Genomic DNA, 21366 nt, shown 5'->3' on the forward strand with positions numbered 1-21366 from the left:
CCCGAACGCTGCCGCGTCCACCGCAAGCCCGGCTCGCGAACGTGACGACCACAAGATCGCCCCTCAAGGATGAGCCGGGATGAGCGACACATACGTCAAAACCGAATTTCGGTAAAGTGGAATATTTTTGCGGAGAGGGGTTGACGCGGTGGCGGGTGTTTTGCCCGACGGGTCAAGGCCCGACACTCCTTCCGTTACATGAGCGGGCTTGGGACCCGACTTCAACGCGTCGGCGGCATCAGCGCACGCAGGATACCTGGCTTCCAGGCCTGACGCGCGCTGTCGAAGGCGGCAAAGTCGTGATCGAACTGCCAGTAGGCCCATGACCAGCCGAGCCTATCGGCGCTTCTCGCCACGAATGACAAATATCGCTGCCGGCTGTCGGATGGCGCACGCTCGTACACTCCGAACTCGCCGACATAAACCGGGCGCTGCTCTTTCTCCGCCCAGAGGCTCATCTTCCTGAAGTCCGCGGCAGCCTTCGCTTCATCCTCCGGGCTGCCCCAGTCCAGGGGCCCGATCCGCGAAAACGTCGGAGACCACGGCGCGCCCTGATGGGTGAACCGTATCGGCGCGTAATAATGAAACGTGACGATGAGATGCCTGTCCTCTGGCGGCAGAACCAGCGCGTCGACAGGGATCTCGTCGGTGTTGAGAACGGCGGCGATGACCAGCCGTTCGGGATTGGTGCGGCGGATAATGCCGAGACATTCATTGAGGAGCGAATTCCAGCCGGCGGACGTCATTTCCCCACCAGGCTCGTTCAACACCTCGAAGACGAGTGCCGGATATTTTCCGGCATAGCGCTCGGCGATCTGCCGCCAGAACGCCTTGAGCTTCTCGGCGCATTCGGAAACGTCGCGCTGGCAAAGATGAGTATCGTGCTCGTCGACGATGGGAACGAGCTTCCTCGCGAGAACCTCCTCGATGACGGCGTCGAGCCGCCTCAGGACGATTTCGTCCATGACATTCCCCGGCCCCATGAACTTGAAGCCGAAGAAATTGATCCTGACATGCGCGAACCCGGCTTTCTTGATGGCGGTCAGATTGTCCAGGCGAAATGGCGCGTTTTGGCCGCCTTCCCAGATACCATCGTAGCCGAGAATGTTGATACCGCGACCCAGTTTTGGCATGTCACGGGCGGCGGTCTGCTCGGCCCCGTGGGCGTGGAAGAACAGCGATGCAAGGAAGAACGCCGCTACCGCGAGATTGAAGCTTCTCGACCAGCGAGCGCGCGTGGCGGTCATACCGCTTCCATTCCTAGAGCCTGGAATTCCGTCGGTCGCACCGGCCTGCACGTCGCGAAGAAAAATCCCACCAGGAGCACCGATGTGAACATCGTCGAGCGAAGGAACGTCGTCTCCGTAAAATTGGTCTGAAAGCTGAGGACGACAAATCCGATGATGAGGGCACAATGCGATCGGTCGATCGTGCGAGCGGAAATCAGATGAAGGATCTTGTGCGAAAACAGGAGGACGCTCGCAGCAAAGAGCATGTACCCCAGGAAGCCGGTTTCCATCAGGATCGCGATGTAGCCGCTGTGATAATTGTCGAGCACCCAGCCGTGATTCTGTTCGAAATAATCGTAGATCGACGGGATGGTCCAGAAGCCGTTGATGCCGAAGCCGAGCAGCGGCGCATCGTTGAAATGGCTTATCGCGTAATGCCAGATGAAGGTTCGTTCGGTGAAATCGATACTGGCATCGCCGATATGGATCGCGTCGTATCCCGTCACGTAGAAATACAGGATCAGAAGTCCGGCCAGAACGCACATGACCGACGGCAGGAGCGCATAGAGCCTCATGCAGCCGACCGACCACATCGAGGTCACGAGCATGGCGCAGGCGGCCAGGGCGACAGCGCCGGCGCCGCGCGATTCCGACGCGAGCACACATGTCGACGCCAACAGGAACACGGCGAGGAAGGCCAGCCACCCCTGCCCCGTCATCTTTTGATAGCAGGCCAAGAACATCAGATACGCGCCGACGAAGCCGAGCGTCTGCTTGGATTCGTAGACGCCCTGCCATTGACCGTTGTGCATCCAGCTGTGGTCGATCCCGATGTCGGGCACGGCCAACGCACAGACAGCCGACGCGGCGACCAATATGAAGAGCCCAAGGGCCGTGGCTCTCACGATGTCGTCCACGTCGACGCGCGTGACGAGGCAAAATGCGCCGAACGTCGTCATCGCAAGCGCCGCGCTCTTCATGATCGCCGCGACGCTCAGGCTGGACCAGAACACCGAGAGAATAGCGAAGGCATAGAATGCGACCAGCGCCACCAGATCGGGATTGACCTGCAACCGCAGGCGCGGCTGCACGAATGCACTTGCGTAGATCAGGATAGCCCACATCAGAAGGGCTATGGCCTGTTGCAGAAAGCTCAGCTCCGTCGGCACTAGCGCAGCGTTGAAGATGCCCATCGATGCGACCACGTTGATGGTGATCGAACAGCTGATCGCGATCCTGGCTATCCTCTCGACGCCAACGCTGCGCGTCGTCCAGATCGCGCGCCCGGGTGCCCCGGAATCCACCTCGGTCTGCAGGCTGGCCATGAGATGACCTTCCTTAAGCGCGGTTAATAATTCGCTAGCGCAGGTCGAGCTTCACGCCGCGAGGCGGCGCCGTTGCGAGAAATTAACGGTTTGGTAACGATACGAGCCCTGCTTGAAGCATTAGCGCAAATCACACGCCGCCGGTGTCTCGCCTGTAATGACCCTGCTATAAAGCGCAGATCCGGTTCGATCGACGGTCCCGAGCTATCCGGCTTCCCTGGTTATCATGAACAGACCTAGCAACACATTCGACATCGCCATCGAGCAGGGATTCGACTTCCTGTCGCCTGATTACGCGGAGCTGTTCGACAACTCGGCCGCCACCGCGTTCCAGCATCCGCTCTGGCTCGACACCCTCTATACCAGGCTCGCGTCTCATGCAGGCGCAACGCCTCTGGTTGTCGTGGTCCGCCACCGCGCGACGGGCGCCCTTGCGATGGTGCTGCCCTTGCTGCGGATCCGGCGCGGCCCGATACGGACCGTCGAATTCGCCGACCTTCGCGTCTCCGACTATCTGGCTCCGGTGTGCAGTCCGCAGGTCTTTTCCGAGCTGCTCAAGGACGAGAGCGCGTGCGCAGAAATCAGGTACCTTGTCCGCCCGTTCGATCTGCTCCGAATGACCAAGCTCCCGGATGGACGGCTTCCGATCGAGAACCTCCTGGCTACGCCCCGCCGCGCCGCGATGGACTCCAACGCCTACGCGACCGTTCTCGTCGCGCCGTTCGAGCAATGGCGCGCCAGCGCGATGGACCGTTCCTACCAGAAGGAGCTCGCAAAAAAATCCCGGCAGCTCCAGAAGAAGGGCGATCTGAGTTTTTCATGCTGCGGCGACAGCGCCTCCGTGATCGAGGCGCTGGACGTGATGCGAAAATTCCGCGGTCCGCGCTTTCAGGCGCAAGGCGACGGAGATCTGCTCCAGCGCTCCGAATATTACGGCTTCTATTCCGAGATGGCGCAGCGCGGCCTCGGCTCCTTTGTCCGGCTCTATGCCATGAAGATGGATGGCGAGGTGATTGCCGCCGTGCTCGGGCTCTGCCATCGAGGCAGCTTCCTCGTTATCATGAGCGCCTTCGACATTGCCGGATACAAGAGCCAGTCCCTGGGCGCGCTGATGTTCGAGCAAGTCGCGAAGGACTGCATTGAGCGCGGGGATCAGATGCTCGATTTCACCATCGGTGACGAGCCCTACAAGAAGCAGTTCGGCGCACAGCCCGCGCCGATGTGGGTGGTCACGCAGGCCGGCAGCACCGTGGGCGCCATTTCCTTGTTCGCACTGAAGCAGGCGCCCTGGCTCAAACTGGCCGCCAAGCGAATGTCGGAGTTCCGGCTCCTGCCGACCCGGACCTCAACGCCCACGCGCTGACCGGCGCGAGGCCCCGATGAGTGCGGCTCTCAGGCGCGTAGCGCGCCTCGAACATGCGCGAGCCAGCCCGGCCGCATTTGATCGACCCGGTGGGTGATCCTGCGTCGCAGGAAGTGCAGGCGCCGTCGCACGTCCCAGCCGATATCGTTGCGGGACGTCAGCGCCTGCCGGAAGTGCGCCATCTTCAGCGACTGCTGGTCCGCCGCGACCTTGTCGACATCGGAATAGAATTCCGAAATCTTGTCCTGGCTCATGCCTTCGGTCACGAGCCAACGCGGCGCATATTCGGTGCAGAGGCGGTCGACATCGACCAGCAGGCGGGCAACGCCGGTGCCGGCGGCAGGGCAATTGGTCTGGAACGCATCGCCGATGAGCACGACGCCGGGCTGCAGATGTCCTTCCACGACGGACAGGTCCATCACCCAATTCTGCACCCGGTCGATCACGTGGAAATCGCCGAGGTAAGGCCGCAAACCCGGCAGCAGGCGCAACACCGTCGCTTCCGGTTCGCGGCGCAGCTCGCGCATGATCGGATCGGCCGCGTCGCGGAACATGAAGAGATTTGCCCGCATGCCGGCACGCACGGGAAACAGGCTGAGATAATCGATGCCGTCCGCCGTGCGCTCGCCGTAACAGGTCAGCGCCTCGAAATCGAACGGCGCATCGTCTCGGCGCGCGATCGTGAATCCGAACGTGACCGAATGACGCTCGGCCAGCACCCGCCGCTTGATACCGAGCTTGTAACCGAGAACGCCCGCCATGCCCGTGGCCAACACGACGAGGCGCGCTGTCATGCGTCTCCCGGACGCGAGCTCGATATGCTGGATATCGTCGCTACAGTTGACGGCAGTGACCTCGTCGACGATCAGGCTGGACGGATCAGGCAGTTGACTGCGCGCCATGGCGACGAGATCGGCATACGGAAGTCCGTAAGCCCGGCCGACGCTGATATCGACCACCTTGCCTTCCCTGATATTGAGCACCTGATCATATCGGCAGGCGACGCTGTCGAGCGCGTCGAGGAAGCCCAGCTTGCGCAACATCTCCAGCTGATGGCCGCCAATTTTCTCGACCCGGAACTCGTCCGGATAGACCGCGCGCTTGTCGACGAGCGCGACACGATGCCCTGACCGCGCGAGCACGGCCGCCGCGAGCGAGCCCGCGAGGCCGCCGCCAACGATCGCAATGTCGGCGACGATCGTCGAAGGGCCGGCTGCGGCAATCGGCTCGGGCGCGTTGCTATCCGCCGTCATGGTCCAGGCTCCCACGGTCAACGATGATTGCCCGTGCAATTCTCTCGCCTGATGTCGCATCGCAGGACCAAACGCGATCATTTCTCGATATCTCGGTTAATGCAGCGGAGACCGGCCCGGCCCGACGAGATCCGGCACGCGGCTTGCTCGGGATGACCAATCCCGGCGAGCCGGTCCGCATTCCAGCGGCTCATCTCGCCTCATTGGCCGTCGATGCGGCGCTATGCCGCCACGCGATCAGGCCGCACTTTGCTCTATCTGGGACAATGGGATCAGCAATGTTCCATAGTGAAGCAACAGGCATGCCGCGACATCGCCGCGGTCGGCAGGATCATGGAGGCCGTCCATTAACACTCGCGGTTTTTCGGCATGCTAGGCTTTTGCAGGTAATCTGAAATGTCTCTTCAGGGGAAGTTGCCCCTTAAATCTCCATGATCGAATCCATCGTCCAATTCATGCGGCGCGACGTGACGCGCGGTGTTGCCGGAACCATCCTTCTCAAGGTTGGTAGCGGCGCGCTTGCGTTCGCGTTGTTCTCGCTTGCGGCACGAACGATGTCGCCCGATGGGTTTGGTATCTTTGCGACCTGGCTTTCGGTCGCCCAGATGGCAGCGGTCGTCGGACTGGTGGGCCAGGAATCGCTGCTGGTGCGATTTCTGAACGAGTATCGGGTGGGAAATCAGCCCGATCTCACCAAAGGCGTGCTGCTATCGAGCCTCAAAATTTCCTCCGTCGCGATGCTGATCGCGATCGGCACAATGGCGATCGGCGCGAACATCAAAGGCGCCTCGTGGCTGCTGGTTCTCGCGGTGTCGGCCTACACGGCCGTGAATGCGGGACTGATGCTTGGCAGCCAGATCGCACGCTCCCTGGTCAGCATTCTCATGGGAGAAGGAAACAGGGAGTTCTTCTGGCGCGTCAGCGTCGTGCTGTTCCTGCTCGCAATCATGTTCGGCCATCGCCAGCTCGATCCCGCCGAATTGATCGCCGTGATGACGATTGCCATGTCGGTCGGACTGATTGCACAGATCATCGCGATTGCGCGAACCCTGCCGGATTTCCGCGGCACGGCGGTGGGGTCCGAGACGTCGCGCTGGAGATCGAGCGCGCTTCATTTCTGGGTCGCATCCATCCTCGAAGCCGCGAACCAGTATTTCGACGTCATTCTGGTCTATTGGATGCTGGACCCCACAACCGCCGGAATTTACTTTGCCGCTTCGCGGCTGGCCAACATCTTCGCCATGCTGTCGGCCGCACTGTACAGTTTTGGCGCACGTCGGCTCCCCTCGCTGTACTTCAGCAAGAACCATCAGGAATTCGAGCGAACGTTGCGGCTCATGGCGGAAGTAACCGCGGTGTGCGTGGTCAGCGGACTTCTCCTGATCTGGGTTGGAGGTCCCCATCTGCTCAACCTGTTCGGGCCGCATTTTGCTGCGCAGCACTGGGTCCTGATCGTGCTCGCGATCGGAACAGCGTTCCAGGCGGCGGGCGGTCCTTCTGCGGCGATCTTGCAGCTGACCGGCTATGAGCGCGAGTACGTCCCCGTGATCGCCGGGAACGTAGCGCTGCGGCTAGTCGGATTTCTCGTCCTCATTCCCTGGCTCGGCGTTCTTGGTGCAGCGATCTCGGCCACTGTGTCGCTGGCGCTGGCGACCATTGCGCTCAACATCCTCTGTCGCCGGCGAACCGGGGTCGATCCTTCGATTTTGGGGCTTTTGCGCTTCTCGGCATCGAAGCCCAGCGCCTACGCGGTCCGTGGCGCGGACTCCGGCGAATAGACCTCTGGTCAGCCGAGGCAATGGCACGGCTCGGCTCGGCAATCCGTTGCCGGTGGCGTCAACCAGCCAGCCCCAGCACTTCGCCGCGACGCGACGCCGACGGGCCGGCCGGCACACGATTGACGACGATGCCCGTCGGCACGCCGGCAAACCGGGAGAGCGCAGCGATCGCCCTGCGCATTGCGGCCGAGTCGACTGCGTCTTCGCGCGCGACCAGCATGACAAGATCGGCGTGAGCAGCCAGCGCCGCCGCCTCCGGCTGCAAGGCCAGGGAGGTGGCGTGGACGACAATCAGATCGAACTCCGAACGAATATCGTCCGCGGGCTGTGGCTGGGGCTTCTTGCTGGCGCTCAGGAGCTCATCGACGCTGCGAAAGTCCGCAATGATCATGCCGTCGGCTTGGCCCTTGGTGAGCCCTGCCCCGGCACCGCCGAGGTCCGGCTCGACCCGGATCAACACGCTCAGCTTCCCCGTGTTCAACGCCCATCGATTCAGCGACCGCGCGACGGTGTTGCCGCCGGCGCGCTTCCCGACCGACATCACGAGGACGACCTTGCCACGAGGTCCCGGCACCTTCTCCAGCCGCTCCAGCAGCGGACGCAGGTGGAGACCGAGATCGAGTTCGGTCGTCGCGGACACCGGAGCTTGCCAGATGTTTCTGGGGGCTTCGCCTGGCGCCAAGTCGGGAATGCGGGCCCAAATGGGCGGACGCGACCACGTCGCGGGCTGGCGCGGAGCCGGTTCGGGGTCGCGGACATCGGGAGCGGATTTGTCCGATCCGCGTCCCGTGGCGGCAACGACCGCCGTCGATGTCAGCAGCGAACCGATCGCGAGAGCGGCGAGCAGCAAGGACAGCGGTGGAAGGGTCGAGCGCAGCGGCGGAATGGCGGACGACGCAATCTTGGTCTGGGAGCTCTGCAAGAGGCGCTGCTCGTTCGTCGTCTTGGAGCGCGAGAGGAACTGCTCGTAGATGTTTCTGTTGGCCTCGGCGTCGCGCTGCAGCTCCTGGAGCCGGACCAGTGCCTGACCATCGACCAGAAGCTGCGATTCCGCCGCCTTCATCTGGCCTTCCAGCGCCTTCTGCTGTTCGCGCTGGGCCTCGTATTCCGATTTTGCGGTGTCGATGCCCTTCGTCCGCTCAACCTCGATCTGCCTGTTGAGATCGGTCAACTGGCTGTACGACATGACGAGGTCGGGATGGCGATCGCCGAACACCGCCCGCTTCTGCGCAATCTGGTCATTGAGCGCCGACCGCTGCGCGCGCAGGGCGCTCAGCAGATCCTGCTTGACGGGACTGTCGACATTCGCCTTCACGTCGCGCTGTGCCTGCTCGTGGCGGGCCTTCGCCTCTTCGGTCCTGGCGCGCGCAGCGGCAACCTGCTGCGACAGTTCGGTGACCCGCAATTGCTGGGTGGTGGAATCCTTGCCCGCGTTGACGATCCTGTGCTCGAGCTTGAACGTGGCCACGGCGTCCTCTGACGCCTTCAACCGTTCGCTCAATGATTTGAGCCGGCCACTGAGCCAGTCGGCGGCCTCGTCGGTCGCATCGGTGCGGCTGCGGCCCTGGCTGGCGACGAACGCCTCGGCGATGGCATTGGCGTAGTAAGCGGCCCGCTCCGGCCGGTTCGACGTGAAGCGGATGGCGATGACATAGGTCAGCCCGCGCCGGGAAATGTCGAGGCGGTTGCGGAATCTCTCGAGCAGGCGCGCGGGGTCGGTATGTCCCCCGGAAATGTCCTCGTCGTCCCGAATCTTGAGCTGCTCGATCAGCGGCTTGAGAAAGCCGTCGGACTTCGCCACTTCGACCAGGCTTTGCAGCGCAGCGCTATCCTGCCCGATGCCCGGCAGAACGTCCTGCTCCGAGGTCACGCGTTGCTCGCGTGGATCGACCACCACCAGCGCGGTCGCCGCAAATCGCACCGGGATCACCAAGAGAACGATGACGCCAAGGGAAAAAATCGCCAGAGCAAGCGTCAGGATGCGGCGAGCGTTGTTCCGCATGAAAGAGAGCGCACCCGCGGCCGTGAGCGCACCGCCCAAGCGCGCGGCGGATTCGCGCGACTCGCCGTTTGACGCATGTCGCGTCTGCCACGACGCGGCGGCAGCGGTCGATCCGGAACTTGTCGGGTCTGCGCGGCGACCGAACGTCATGGATTTTACTCGGATTCAACTGGCGAACACTGTTCAGTGCCTGCTCCAACGTAAATATCTATGGTTAATCCGCGGTTACCCGCGCCTGGCGCGGCCGTGACCAATTGGTTAACGCGCGCGCTTCATTTCGTCGGGAACCAGCGGAATTCCCTCGCGAACGATGCCCTTGCGACAGGGCGCGCATTAACTCCGTTTATTGCTAGTCGGTGTCCGCGCGAGGCCTCCATGGTAAGCACGGGGTTAAGAATGTGAAAAATTCGTTTCTCTAGTGGGTCGGGATCCGTGCTCCATTACCAGCCAAACAAGGCGTTGGGCGAGACGACTGCGACAGCACTCCCGCCGCCCAACGGTGGCGGACGAAAGCCGCACGTGCTTCTCGTACAGACCCAGGCCGAGAACGCGGGCGCGCAGGAGATCTCGCGCCTGCTTGGCGCCAGGCTGACCGCCCGCGGCTATCGGGTCACCAATCTGTTCTTCTTCCGCAAGTCGGATTCGTTCGATGAGCCCCCCGACACGATCTATTGCGCGTCGAGCCGGCCGGGAAATCCGCTGGCGCTGCTGCAAATGCTGTGGACGCTCGGCGGCCATATCAGGGCCACCAGGCCCGACGCCGTTCTGACGTTTCAGCACTTCGGCAATGTCATCGGCGCCGGCGTGGCGCGCCTCATCTGCCGCGCGCCTGTCATCGCCAATCAGGTTTCATCCGCGCTGTCGATGAGCTGGCCGGTCCGTATGGCCGACATCGCCATGGGAAGCCTCGGCTTCTTCGACCGCATCACGCTCAACTCGCTGGACATGCAACGCGAGTATTCGCGCTACCCCAAGGCTTATCGCGCGCGCATGGTGCATGTCCCGCACGGCTTCGACGACAAGGCGCTCACCCTGACGAAGCAAGCTGCGCGACAGAAGTTCAATCTGCCGCCGGATCGCACCCTGCTCGGCTGCGCAGCAAGATTGCACCCGCACAAGCGGCTCGACGCGGCGATACGTCTGTTGCCGGATCAACCATCCTGGCACCTCGCGCTGGCCGGCCAGGGAGCCGACGAGGCCCGGCTGCGGCAGTTGGCGGATGAGCTGAGAGTATCGGACAGGCTGCATCTGCTCGGCGAAATCACCCCGCGCCAGATGGCGGAGTTTCTCGCCGCTCTCGACGTATTCGTATTTCCGACGCAGGCGGAGACCTTCGGCTTGGCCGCTGTGGAGGCCGCAAACGCCGGCGTTCCCTCGGTCGTCACCGATCTCCCGGTCTTGCGCGAGGTGCTGTCCGTCGAAGGAAAACCGACAGCGCTGTTCGTCGATGCCTCCGATCATACCAAGCTGTCGGCCGCCGTCTCCAGGCTCCTGACGGACCAAAAACTGAGCGACGAACTGCGACAAAACGCCAAAGGCCTGAAGCTGCGCTATTCAGTGGACGCCATGGTGGAGGAATACGTTCGAATTCTCGGCCAGGTCATTTGATCGGGGCGCATTTAAACGGATCGACTCGGAAACGGATCGGCTCGACATGATCATCGAGTTTCGCTGTGAAATTGAGCATGCGCGGCGATGGATGGGCCGCGAGACGCTGCCGATCGATGACCGGGATGTACCGGTCCAGATTGCATGGACGGCAACGGCGGAGCCGCGGCCGACGGGTCTCGACATGCTGTTCGAGCTCGAACGTTTGGTGTTGCACAAGGGCAAACACAGCGGCGCCGACAGGCTGAAGATCAGTCCCGAACGGATGCAGGCTCGCACCGGCACAGCGGACGTCATTGTCGATTTCACCGGTGCCGCGCGGGATCCGAACTGCTCCGCCCGGCAGTATCTCCGTCCGCTGTTCAATGGAGCCGCAGGCGAAAACGCAGCCCTTGCCGCCATTCTCGCCGGCGATCTGCCGGTGATCGAAATCGTCGACGAGGTCGACGGTGCAGTCCTCGATCGCGGCCACCCCTCTGCCGAAATCGCGGCCGGTCTGAGCGGCGGACTAGAAACGGTCATGGCGCGAACCCTGACCATGGTGGCGGCCATCCTGTCGGGACGGCCGCGCATCCTGCCGCAGCTGGCGCGACCGGCCCGAATTGGTAACGGCCTGCCGGCGGCGTACGTCGCGCGCGGCCTAGCGACATCGATCGCCAAGGAGATCTATCGCCTCTGCTGCTATGCCCCGCATTGGCATGTCGGGTGGCGCTTCAATGATGGTGCCGGCGTCTGGCAGACCGGAGATCTGTCAGGGCCCCGCTGGAATGTCCTTTCCGACCCCGGAAATCACTTCTACGCCGATCCTTTCCCCATCACATGGCAGGGAAGAACATTCGTCTTCTTTGAAGATCTCGATCACCGGGTTGGGAAAGGAATCATTTCCGCGATCGAGTTCGACGATACGGGCCCGGTCCGAGCGGTCGTGCCCGTACTGGACGAGCCCTGGCACCTCTCCTATCCCTTCCTGATCGAGGACGATGGCGCGTTGTGGATGATCCCGGAGAGCTCGACCAATGGGGACGTCGCCATTTACAAATGCGTTCGGTTTCCAGACAAATGGGAGCGGCACGAGACGCTGCTTTCGGGACTTGAACTCGCCGATGTGACGATCACGCGGCACAACGGCCTGAACTATCTGTTCGGAGCTTGGCGCGACGGCACCGGCGGATATTCGGATTCGCTGGCGATCTATTACGCCGAGCACCTCATGGGCCCGTGGTTGCCGCATGCCAGCAACCCCGTCCTCATCGACCGCGCGAGCACGCGGCCTGCGGGGAATTTCGTCACCATCAATGGCAAATTGTGGCGGCCGGTCCAGGATTGTGCCGGCGGATACGGCGCAGCGCTCGCCCTGGCGGAAATCGTCGAACTGTCGCCGACGACGTTCAAGCAGATTGTCCGCCACTCTCTGCGGCCCGGATCGGCATGGCCCGGCAGGAAGTTGCACACCTTGAACCGCTACGGCCGGCTCGAGGTGATCGACGGATCGCGTGTCCAACCCAAGACCCGCGCCTTCGGAGGCAAATTTCCATCGGCCGTTTTGTCGCCGCGAACCAGTCCCTCTACCGCCAGCTAGCGCGGATGGCTGAACAAGTCCGTCGTGGCGTCGTCGACGGCGATATCGACCAGCGCGGGACCGCTCGATGCCAACGCTTCGGTCAAGATAGGATCGACGTCACTGGCATCGGTCACGCGCCGCCCCGGACAACCCATTCCCCTTGCGAGCGCCACGAAGTCGAGCCCGGGCAGGTCGATCCCGGGCGGGCGATGCGCCTGCATCAGCTGGCTGAAGGCGCGCATCGCGCCATAGCCTGAATTGTTCATGATCACGAAGGTGATCGGCAAGCGGCGTTGCACCGCGGTCCAGATCGCCTGGATGCAATACATCGCCGATCCGTCACCGATCAGGGCGACGATGCGGCGGCCGGGCCGCGCCAGCGCCACGCCGACGGAGGCCGGCAGGCTGTAACCAAGTCCGCCGCTCGCCATCGTATAGAAGCTGTCCGCACCCGGCCGCGGCAGGAATTGTTGAATGGCGGGACGATGCGACGGCGCTTCCTCGACCACGATCGCATCGCCCGGCATCAACGCCGAGAGCCGGGCGAGCGCATAGCCCGGCGGAATCGGATGTTGCGCGGCAGGAGCGGCAGGCCGCATCCGCGCGGCCGGCACTTCGCGCTCCGCGATGTCAGGCATCGCCGACAGCAGTCCAGCCAGCGCCTTCGGGAGCGTGCTGATGATGGTGTCGCCGACAGAAGCGGCTGCGGCTTCCGTCGGATCATCCGTGATCTGCCAGACCAGCGTTCCGTCGTCGAGCAATTCGCATTGTCCTTCGACATGGAAAGTAAACACCGGCGCGCCGACCACGACGATCAGATCGGCGCCGCGCAGGGCGCGGGCGAGCCCTCCTGGTGCTGCCGGAAGGAAGCCGGCAAACAGCCGATGCAATTCCGGAAAGCTCGAACGGCTCGACATCGGGCTTGCCCAAACGGCCGCGCTCGCCTGCTCGGCCACAGCGACCATCGCGTCGACGCAGCCGCTGCGATCGATCTCGGGTCCGACAACGAAGATAGGTTTTTTGGCGGCCCGGATCGCCGCGCCGAGCCGAACGATCGCCGCCGGATCGGGCGCAAACTCCGTCGCGATGTGGCGGACCGGCGGTGCGATTGCGGGCCGCGCCCAATCATCCGACGGGACCGACACGAATGTCGGACCGCGCGGATGCTGCATGGCGGTGAGGAAGGCCTGCGCGATCGCCGCTGGAACATCTTCGGCCCGCGCCGGTTCGGCGCTCCATTTCACATAGGGCTTTGGAAACTGTGCGGCGTCCTCGGCGAAGAGATAGGGTCGCATCCGCAACAGGCTGCGCGCCTGCTGCCCGGCTGTCACGACCATCGGCGTCTTGTTGCGGAACGCGGTGAAGAGATTGCCGAGCGCATGACCGAGCCCGGCCGCCGAGTGCAAATTGACGAAAGCCGGACGCCCCGTCGCCTGCGCGTAGCCGTCCGCCATGCCGACGACGCAGGCTTCCTGCAAACCGAGCACGTAGTCGATGTCATCGGGCCAGTCGCCGAGGAAGGCAAGCTCGGTCGAGCCGGGATTGCCGAAAACGCGATCGACGCCAAAGGAGCGAAGCACACCGAGGGTCGCTTCCCGAACCGTGAGAATTTTCGAATTCATGAATGGACGTCCTGGTGGCTTCGCTTGCTGCGCGATCAGAAAGGATAGTGCTGCGGCTGGGTCTCGATGGTGATCCAGCGCAGATCGGTGAACTCGGCGATCCCGGCCTGGCCGCCGAAGCGGCCGTAGCCCGATCCCTTGACGCCGCCGAACGGCATCTGCGCCTCGTCATGCACGGTCGGGCCGTTGACGTGGCAGATACCGCTTTCGATCCGCTGCGCCACCGTCAGGGCACGCGCGACGTCGCGGCCGAACACGGCGGCCGAGAGGCCGTACTCGGTATCGTTGGCGAGCCGAACGGCATCGTCCACGCCACGCGCGCGGACCACCGAGACGACGGGACCAAAGCTCTCCTCGGTGTAGATGCGCATGCCCGGCACCACGCGGTCGAGCACGGTGGCTGGGACGACCGTGCCAACCCGGTCGCCCCCCGCGAGCTTGACGGCGCCTTTCGCGATCGCGTCGTCGATCAGGGCAACGACATGCTTGGCCGGCGCCTCGTCGATCATCGAGCCGACCACCACCGGACCGCGGCGCGGGTCGCCGGCCGGAAGCGCGCCTGTCTTCTTGGCAAGCTTCGCGACGAACTGATCGGCGACGGCCTCGTCCACGATTACGCGCTCAGTAGACATGCAGACCTGGCCCTGGTTGATGAAGGCGCCGAAGGCCACGGCGGCGACGGCGGCATCGAGGTCGGCATCGTCGAGCACGACCAGAGGCGCCTTGCCGCCAAGCTCGAGCAGCACCGGCTTGAGGTGCCGCCCGGCGAGTTCGGCGATGACGCGGCCGACCCGGGTTGAGCCGGTGAAGTTGATCCGCCGCACGGCCGGATTGGCGATCAGGCGCTCGACCAGAGCAGGCGCATCGGCCGGTGCGTTGGTCAGAACATTTACGACACCGGGCGGAAAGCCTGCATCCTTGAAGACCTCGCCGATCAGCCGGTGCGTTCCCGGGCAAATCTCGGACGCCTTGAGCACGACCGTATTGCCGCAGGCAAGCGCCGTCGCCACGGCGCGAACGCCGAGAATGATCGGCGCATTCCACGGCGCGATACCGAGGCACACGCCGGCCGGCTGGCGAACGGACATCGCGAGACATCCCGGCTTGTCCGACGGGATCACCTCGCCGGCGATCTGCGTGGTGAGCGACGCCGCTTCGCGCAGCATGCCGGTCGCGAGCTTCACGTTGAAGGCGGACCAGATCTCCGTCGTGCCGATCTCGGCCATCATGATCCGGATGAAGGCATCGCGCTTCGCCTCAAGCGCATCTGCGGCCTTCAGCAACAGAGCGCGCCTCGCATTCGGGCCAAGTGCCGACCATCCTGGCAATGCGGCGGAAGCTGCCGCCACCGCGGCGTCGGCATCGAACGCCGTCGCGGCGGCCGCGCGGCTTGCCACCTCCTGCGACAGCGGATTGCGGCGCTCGAACACCTTGCCGCCGGAAGCGGCCTGGTCCTGCCCGTTGATGAGAAGACTGACGTCCATGAAAACCTCCCTGATGTTGGTGATGGCGCCTGCTCAGCCGAGCAGCCGCGACTTGCCGGTTTCATGCGCGAAGCCGAGCGCGATCATCGCTGCGAGCGCGAGCGCGACGTAGTATCCCGTGATCGCGTAGGTGGAGCCCGTTTGCGCAAACAGGCTGGTGGCGACCAGCGGCGCGATGCCGCCGCCGAGCACCGTCCCGAGCTGCTTTCCGATCGACACGCCGGTGAAGCGAATACGGGTCGGAAACAGTTCCGGGAAATAGCTCCCTTCGCTGCCGAACATCAGCGGATGGATCACCCCCGCGGCGAGGATCACCGCGCATGTCACCAGCATCGTGTCACGGCTCGCGACCACATCGTAGAATGCAAACATCGAGATGGCTGCGAGCACCACGCCGGCCAGGAACAGACGCTTTCGTCCGATGCGGTCGGACCAGGCGCCGATGAGCGGCATCGCAACGAGGCCGACGAGATTGGCGAACAGCACGGCCTGCGTGATGACGTCCTTCGGGACGCCGAGCTGACGGGTCGCGAAGGAGATGGTGAAGATCGCCGTCAAATAGAAATATGATGTCTGCGCCATTTCGGCGAAGAACACGATGAGGATCGGCCGCCAATGCTCCCGCAGCGCTTCGACCACAGGCGCTGCTTCAGTCACCTTCGCCTTTCGGAATGTCGCGCTCTCTTCGATGCGCAGGCGCATATAGACGCCGAGCGCAACCAGCACCGCGCTGATCAGGAACGGGACGCGCCAGCCCCATGACAGCAAATCCGCCTCCGGCAACCGCGAGATCGTGAGCGCCGCAAACGAGGCGAGCACGACGCCGACGGGTCCTGCGGCCTGGATCACCGCGGCCGAGAAGCCGCGGCGGTGGCCGGGCGCCGTCTCGATCGCCATAAGGATCGCCGCGGTCGACTCGCCGCCGAGCGCAAACCCCTGGACGAAGCGCAACGCCACAAGCGCGACGGTCGCGGCCACGCCTGCACTGGCGTAGGTCGGCAACAATCCGATCGACATGGTCGCAAGTCCCATCATGAGCAGCGTACACAGCAAGACGGACTTTCGGCCGAGGCGGTCGCCGAAATGACCGAACACCAGTCCGCCGAGCGGACGCGCCAAAAATCCGACAGCAAACGTCGCGAACACCGCAATGGTCGCCGTGAGCTGGTCGAACTTCGGAAAGAACAGCTGATCGAATACCAGCGGCGCGATCAGGCCGTAGATGAAGAAGTCGTACCATTCGATCGCGGTGCCGATGGTGCCGGCGATCAGGATACGCCGGCGGCTGCTCGCCGTCTGCTCGGCAGTGGCGACGGTCGCAACGTCGTAGTCCTCCAATGCTCTTATCGTCACGGCTTCCTCCTCCGATGTCATTTGTCGTTTTGTTGTCTTGTTGTTATTGGCCGCGCCGCCGCTGATCGGATGCGACGGCGAGAGTCGATCAGCTTGCCAGCCGTGCGCTGTCGCTCGCATTGTGTCCGAGTGCGCGGGCAAGGACGCGCCCAGTCCTGCCAGCCTGTGACGCGCTGCCGCGCCAGGCCACGATCTGGTCGGGGCGTATCAAGGCGAGATCGGCGTCGTAGAGATCCCGCAGCGATTTCGGCAGCGTGACGAGTTTCACATCAACCCCGATCGCGCGGATGGTCTCGGCGAATGACGCATGCGCGGACATGACCTCGCCGAACTGGAGCAGCGTCCACTCGAACCCGAACAGATCGTACAAGGAGACGCCGTCGTCCAACCACGCATGCGGGGCGCGCCCGCCGGGACAGGCGCTCGGAACGTAGACGTTCGCGGCGTCCGGCGGCGGCTGGCTACCATCGGAGACGATGATCGGCGAGCCGTCGTAACGCCCGCCGAAGGTTATGCCGGGGATGTTGAATTCGGCGCGGGCGTGCTGTTCGAGATAGACGCCAGCGATCCGCCGCGCCTCGTCGCCGGCCTCGGTGGGGTCCTCGATCTCAGGCGCGGGAGCGAACAGACCGAGCGAGTCGGCAAAGCGACGCGCATAATCGGTGTTGCGCAGCGCCACCGGACGCCGCTCGACCTCATAGCTGTCGAGCAGCCCCGCCGGGCTCACACCCTTGACGACGCTTGCGAGCTTCCAGCCGAGATTGACCGCATCCTCGATCGCCGTGTTGTAGCCAAGCCCGCCGGTTGGCGTGAACAGATGCGCCGCGTCGCCGCCAAGGAACACCCTGCCCCGCTGCATCCCATTCGCGACCAGCGCATGACCGGCGGTCCAGGTCAGGAACGACAGCACTTCGCAGTCGATCGGTGCGCCGCAAGCGCGCTGGAACGCCGCTTTGGCTTCGTCGATCGTGATCGCATTTTCGTTCTCATCGGGCCGAAGCTGCGTGTGAAACGCAAACTCGTCGCGACCGTTCACCGATGCCATGAAGGCGCGGCGGTCGCCGTTGAAGCAATTGTACATCCACGCCTTGGCGTGCGGGATGCTCGTGTAGAAGCCGGGCGAACGGAGATAGACCGCCAGCATGCGGCCGCCCATGAAATCGCGCTGCGTTCCGGTTTCGCCGCCGTAGACAATGCCGAGCGACTGCCGGACCATGGAGCGCGGCCCGTCGGCCCCGACCAGGAAGTCGGCCCGGACCTCAAAGCGGCTGTTGTCATCGAGACGTTCGATCTGGGCGACGACGCCGTCATCGCTCTCGACGTAGCTGATCAGACGATGACCGTAGCTGAGCCGTATTCCGGGAAGCCGTTCGGCATGGCGGCGCAGCACCGCCTCGACATATTTTTGCGAGACCCGATGCGGCAGCTCGGCCGCGCTCCAGGAGCCCGACATGGCCTTGACGAGCTCGCTCGCGCGTGACGATGACGGCAATTGAAATCGGGCCAGCTCGTATCCGGTGTAGCGCGTGAAATATGCAACGTCCGTCGGATAATCCGCAGGCAGTCCTTCGCGTCGGATCTCGTCGGCAAAACCCAGCCGCCGATAGTGCTCCATCGAGCGCGCTTGCGTCGCATTGGCTTGCGGATTGAATGCGGTGCCCGGCTTTTCATCGACCAGGATCGCGGACACGCCGCGCCGGCCGAGCTCGTTGGCGAGCATCAGGCCGCAGGGCCCCCCGCCCACGATGAGCACCGAGGCCTTCAGACATGTTTCCAAGACGCTTCTCCCTACCAGCATTATTCTGCATGGTAAGGTCGCCTGACGATATCGTCAAGGAGCCTGACTATCTGATGTCGTCGAGCGTGTCGAACGTCGCGCCATAGACCGCCAGCCCCTTCACGATCGCATCCATCGTGGCCTTGCCGAGCTCGGCGCGCATTTCCTGCTCGGCGACGTCGACCGCGTCGCGGAACGCATCGAGCCATTTGCGCCCGGCCGGCGTGAACATGACGATGCGCGCGCGCCGATCGGTGGGATCGGCGATGCGATCGACCAGGCCGAGATCGGCGCATTGATCGACCAGCTCGCCCATCGCCTGCTTGCTCATGGAGGCGCGGCGGGCGAGCTCCGTCAGTCTGGTCCCCTCCACGTCGAGATTGCGTGTGAGGCCGACATGCGCGATCCGCGTTTCGCCATGCCCCTTCTCGCTCATCAGTTCGAGCACACGACCTTCGAAGCGCCGCACTGCGTTGTTGAGCAGCCGACCGATGTTGGCATGCCGCCATGCGGTGCCGGATGTCCTGGCTTTCAATGGATGTGCCTTCTGCAAAGCCGCCTGAATTCGAAAATGTCGCTCACTTCGCCGCGTCGATCCAGATCCCCGGCTGCGAATGCTCGCGGATGTGGCTGACCAGGAAGTCGGAAAAGACCCTGATCTTGGCGGGCAGTCCGGCACGGTTCTGGTAGGCGATGTTCATCGTCAGCAGCGGCAGCTCCCAGTCCATCAGAACCTGGACGAGACGGCCCGCCGCGATATCGCTTTGCACGATATAGAGCGGCTGGATGAGGATGCCGAGCCCCGCCAGCGCGGCGCCGCGGATGACCTGGCCGTCATTGCTGTCGAGCGTCGGCGTGACGCGGACAGTCTGCGCGCCGTTGCCTCTGCGCAGGCGCAGCGAATAAGGATCGTTGGCGAGATTGTAGACCAGCATGTTATGGCGCGCGAGATCGACGGGCTGTTCCGGCTCGCCGCAGCTTGCGAGATATGAGGGCGCAGCCGCGAGCACACGCCTCATCTGGCCGATGCGGCGGACGATGATGTTCGAATCCGGCTCCTGCTCGCGCGTCCTGATCGCCACGTCGATGCCGGCCTCGATGAAATCGGAATACCGGTTGGCGGTGGTGATCTGCATGTTGAGCTTCGGATAGCGCGCGCGGAAGGCCGGCAGCATCGGCGCCAGATAGATCACCGCAAAGGACAGCGAGCTCGTGACCCGCAGCGTGCCCTGCGGCGACAGCGCGCGATCGCTGACGATGTCCTCGGCCTCCGCCAGTTCGCTCAAAACCCGGCTCGAGCGCTCCAGCAACTCCTGCCCCGCCTCCGTCAACCACAGCCGACGAGTGTTGCGCTCGATCAGCCGGACCGCAAGGCGCTCCTCGAGCGCGCTGAGATGGCGGCTCGCGGCCGCATTCGACATGCGCAGCGCTTCGGCAGCTTTGGACAGGCTGCCGAGCTCGGCCGTCTTGGCGAACACTTCCAATTGCAGCAGGCGGTCCATTTTTTCGCAAACAGGAAAAGAGACTTGCGATTATTGACCTTTATTTCCGTATCCCGCAAGTCAAAATGGCCCAAACACAAGCAAGATAGCAGGCGAGGAAACAGGGAAATGTCGGGCCCGATCAGGCACATCGTGATGTGGCGGCTGCGCGGGGAGACGCCCGCGGAGCGTTCCGCCGCCCGGGTCAAGGTCAAGACCCTGTTCGAGGGCTTGCGCGGACGGATCGACGGCCTCACCCATATCGAAGTCGGGCTCGATGTCAGTGATGTCGATTACGCCTGCGACGTCGTGCTGTTCTCCGAATTCACCGACCACGCTGCGCTCGCGGCCTATGCCACCCACCCGGAACATTTGCGCGTGCGCGAGGCGCTGGGCGACTTGCGGATCGGACGCTTCCAGGTCGATTATCCCATCAAAGAGACCGGCACATGATCGGTTCGTTCACCTTTGAAAACCTGCCCTGCCGCGTCGTGTTCGGCAGCGGAACGCTGGCTGGCGCCAAGGCCGAGGTCGAGCGGCTCGGCGGCAAGCGCGCGCTGGTACTGACGACGCCGCAGCAGGAGGCGCAAGGCAAAAAGCTGGGCGCGGCGCTCGGTCCGCTCTACGCCGGCATCTTTCCCGGCGCGACCATGCACACGCCGGTCGAGGTCACGGAGCGGGCGCTCGCGGCGATGAAGGCGTGCAAGGCCGACTGCGTCATTTCCCTCGGGGGCGGATCCACGACCGGGCTCGGCAAGGCGCTCGCCTTGCGCACCGGAATCAACCAGCTCTGCATTCCCACGACGTATGCCGGCTCGGAGATGACGCCGATTGTCGGCCAGACCGAGAACGGCCTGAAGACCACGGTGCGCGATGCCGCCATCCTGCCGGAGACGGTGATCTATGATGTCGATCTCACTTTGACTCTGCCGGCGAGCCTGGCCGCGACATCAGGCATCAACGCGATTGCGCATGCGGTGGAGGCGCTCTATGCGCGCGATGCCAATCCGGTGACGTCGCTGATGGCGGAGGAAGGCATCCGCGCGCTCGCCCGCGCCCTGCCCGCGATTGCCACGAAAAGCGACGATCGCGAGGCCCGCACCGAAGCGCTCTATGGCGCCTGGCTGTGCGGCGTCTGCCTCGGCACCGTCGGCATGGCGCTGCATCACAAGCTCTGCCACACGCTCCGCGGCACCTTCGACCTGCCGCACGCCGAGACCCATACCATCGTGCTGCCGCATGCGCTGGCCTACAACGCGCCGGCCGTGCCCGACGCGATGGCGCGGATCTCACGCGCAATCGGCGCCGCCGATGCATCGCAAGGACTCTTCGAGCTCGCGAAGCGGCTGGGTGCGAAGGTCGCATTGCGCTACATCGGCATGCCCGAAGGCGGCATCGACAAGGCCGCGGACCTTGCTGTCACCAACGCCTACTGGAACCCGCGCCCGCTCGAACGCGACGCCATCCGCGACCTGATCGCGCGCGCCTGGGCCGGTGAGCCGCCCGGCGCCATCAGAGCGGCAGTTTGAT

The 21366-nt window shown here is 63.9% G+C and carries 16 protein-coding genes; 6 read left to right on the forward strand and 10 right to left on the reverse strand.

Annotated features, from left to right (window positions below; genetic code table 11):
- Nucleotides 1–221: 221 nt before the first annotated feature.
- Nucleotides 222–1247: a glycoside hydrolase family 5 protein gene (locus ABIB90_RS20380; protein ID WP_354164703.1), complete on the reverse strand. Its 1026-nt coding sequence runs from the start codon at nt 1245–1247 to the stop codon at nt 222–224.
- Nucleotides 1244–2554, reverse strand: a complete 1311-nt coding sequence (locus ABIB90_RS20385) for an O-antigen ligase family protein (protein WP_354164700.1) — start codon at nt 2552–2554, stop codon at nt 1244–1246. The genes ABIB90_RS20380 and ABIB90_RS20385 overlap by 4 nt, the downstream gene beginning before the upstream one ends.
- Before the next feature lie 226 nt (nt 2555–2780).
- On the opposite strand from ABIB90_RS20385, the gene ABIB90_RS20390 reads away from it, so the two are divergent.
- A complete protein-coding gene (locus ABIB90_RS20390) occupies nt 2781–3917 on the forward strand; it encodes a GNAT family N-acetyltransferase (RefSeq protein WP_007593053.1) in 1137 nt (378 codons plus the stop codon).
- Nucleotides 3918–3946: 29 nt separating this feature from the next.
- On the opposite strand, the gene ABIB90_RS20395 is transcribed toward ABIB90_RS20390, so the two are convergent.
- Nucleotides 3947–5170: an FAD-dependent oxidoreductase gene (locus ABIB90_RS20395; protein WP_007593054.1), complete on the reverse strand. Its 1224-nt coding sequence runs from the start codon at nt 5168–5170 to the stop codon at nt 3947–3949.
- Between the two features lie 431 nt (nt 5171–5601).
- Between ABIB90_RS20395 and ABIB90_RS20400 the strand changes: the two genes are divergently transcribed.
- Complete coding sequence (locus ABIB90_RS20400) at nt 5602–6948, forward strand: lipopolysaccharide biosynthesis protein (RefSeq protein ID WP_007593055.1); 1347 nt, start codon at nt 5602–5604, stop codon at nt 6946–6948.
- Between the two features lie 58 nt (nt 6949–7006).
- Here ABIB90_RS20400 and ABIB90_RS20405 read toward each other — a convergent pair whose 3' ends face one another.
- Nucleotides 7007–9100 carry a GumC family protein gene (locus tag ABIB90_RS20405; RefSeq protein ID WP_007593056.1) on the reverse strand — a complete coding sequence of 698 codons (2094 nt, stop codon included), beginning with the start codon at nt 9098–9100 and terminating at the stop codon, nt 7007–7009.
- Between the two features lie 282 nt (nt 9101–9382).
- Between ABIB90_RS20405 and ABIB90_RS20410 the strand changes: the two genes are divergently transcribed.
- On the forward strand, nt 9383–10558 hold the full coding sequence (locus tag ABIB90_RS20410) for a glycosyltransferase family 4 protein (RefSeq protein WP_007593057.1): 1176 nt from the start codon (nt 9383–9385) through the stop codon (nt 10556–10558).
- A gap of 46 nt (nt 10559–10604) precedes the next feature.
- Complete coding sequence (locus tag ABIB90_RS20415) at nt 10605–12137, forward strand: glucosamine inositolphosphorylceramide transferase family protein (RefSeq protein WP_007593058.1); 1533 nt, start codon at nt 10605–10607, stop codon at nt 12135–12137.
- Here ABIB90_RS20415 and mdlC read toward each other — a convergent pair.
- From mdlC to ABIB90_RS20445, 6 genes are all read right to left on the reverse strand, one after another.
- The gene (gene mdlC, locus ABIB90_RS20420) at nt 12134–13741 is read right to left on the reverse strand and encodes a benzoylformate decarboxylase (RefSeq protein ID WP_007593059.1); all 1608 of its coding nucleotides are present in this window, start codon (nt 13739–13741) and stop codon (nt 12134–12136) included. The genes ABIB90_RS20415 and mdlC overlap by 4 nt on opposite strands.
- A 35-nt stretch (nt 13742–13776) precedes the next feature.
- Nucleotides 13777–15225: an aldehyde dehydrogenase gene (locus ABIB90_RS20425; protein ID WP_007593060.1), complete on the reverse strand. Its 1449-nt coding sequence runs from the start codon at nt 15223–15225 to the stop codon at nt 13777–13779.
- Between the two features lie 33 nt (nt 15226–15258).
- Nucleotides 15259–16578 carry an MFS transporter gene (locus tag ABIB90_RS20430; protein ID WP_354164692.1) on the reverse strand — a complete coding sequence of 440 codons (1320 nt, stop codon included), beginning with the start codon at nt 16576–16578 and terminating at the stop codon, nt 15259–15261.
- Nucleotides 16579–16666: 88 nt separating this feature from the next.
- The gene (locus ABIB90_RS20435; protein ID WP_354164689.1) at nt 16667–18376 is read right to left on the reverse strand and encodes an FAD-dependent oxidoreductase; all 1710 of its coding nucleotides are present in this window, start codon (nt 18374–18376) and stop codon (nt 16667–16669) included.
- A gap of 46 nt (nt 18377–18422) precedes the next feature.
- Nucleotides 18423–18890, reverse strand: coding sequence for a MarR family winged helix-turn-helix transcriptional regulator (locus ABIB90_RS20440; RefSeq protein WP_219681073.1), 468 nt, complete (start codon nt 18888–18890; stop codon nt 18423–18425).
- Between the two features lie 43 nt (nt 18891–18933).
- On the reverse strand, nt 18934–19857 hold the full coding sequence (locus tag ABIB90_RS20445; protein ID WP_007593066.1) for a LysR family transcriptional regulator: 924 nt from the start codon (nt 19855–19857) through the stop codon (nt 18934–18936).
- A 108-nt stretch (nt 19858–19965) separates the two neighbouring features.
- Here ABIB90_RS20445 and ABIB90_RS20450 point away from each other — a divergent pair, with 108 nt between their 5' ends.
- Both ABIB90_RS20450 and ABIB90_RS20455 read left to right on the forward strand, forming a co-directional pair.
- A complete protein-coding gene (locus tag ABIB90_RS20450; protein WP_007593067.1) occupies nt 19966–20289 on the forward strand; it encodes a Dabb family protein in 324 nt (107 codons plus the stop codon).
- The gene (locus ABIB90_RS20455; RefSeq protein WP_354201291.1) at nt 20286–21365 is read left to right on the forward strand and encodes a maleylacetate reductase; all 1080 of its coding nucleotides are present in this window, start codon (nt 20286–20288) and stop codon (nt 21363–21365) included. The genes ABIB90_RS20450 and ABIB90_RS20455 overlap by 4 nt, the downstream gene beginning before the upstream one ends.
- Nucleotide 21366 lies beyond the last annotated feature (1 nt).

The sequence above is a fragment of the Bradyrhizobium sp. JR4.1 genome (assembly GCF_040548605.1).
GTDB lineage: Bacteria > Pseudomonadota > Alphaproteobacteria > Rhizobiales > Xanthobacteraceae > Bradyrhizobium > Bradyrhizobium canariense.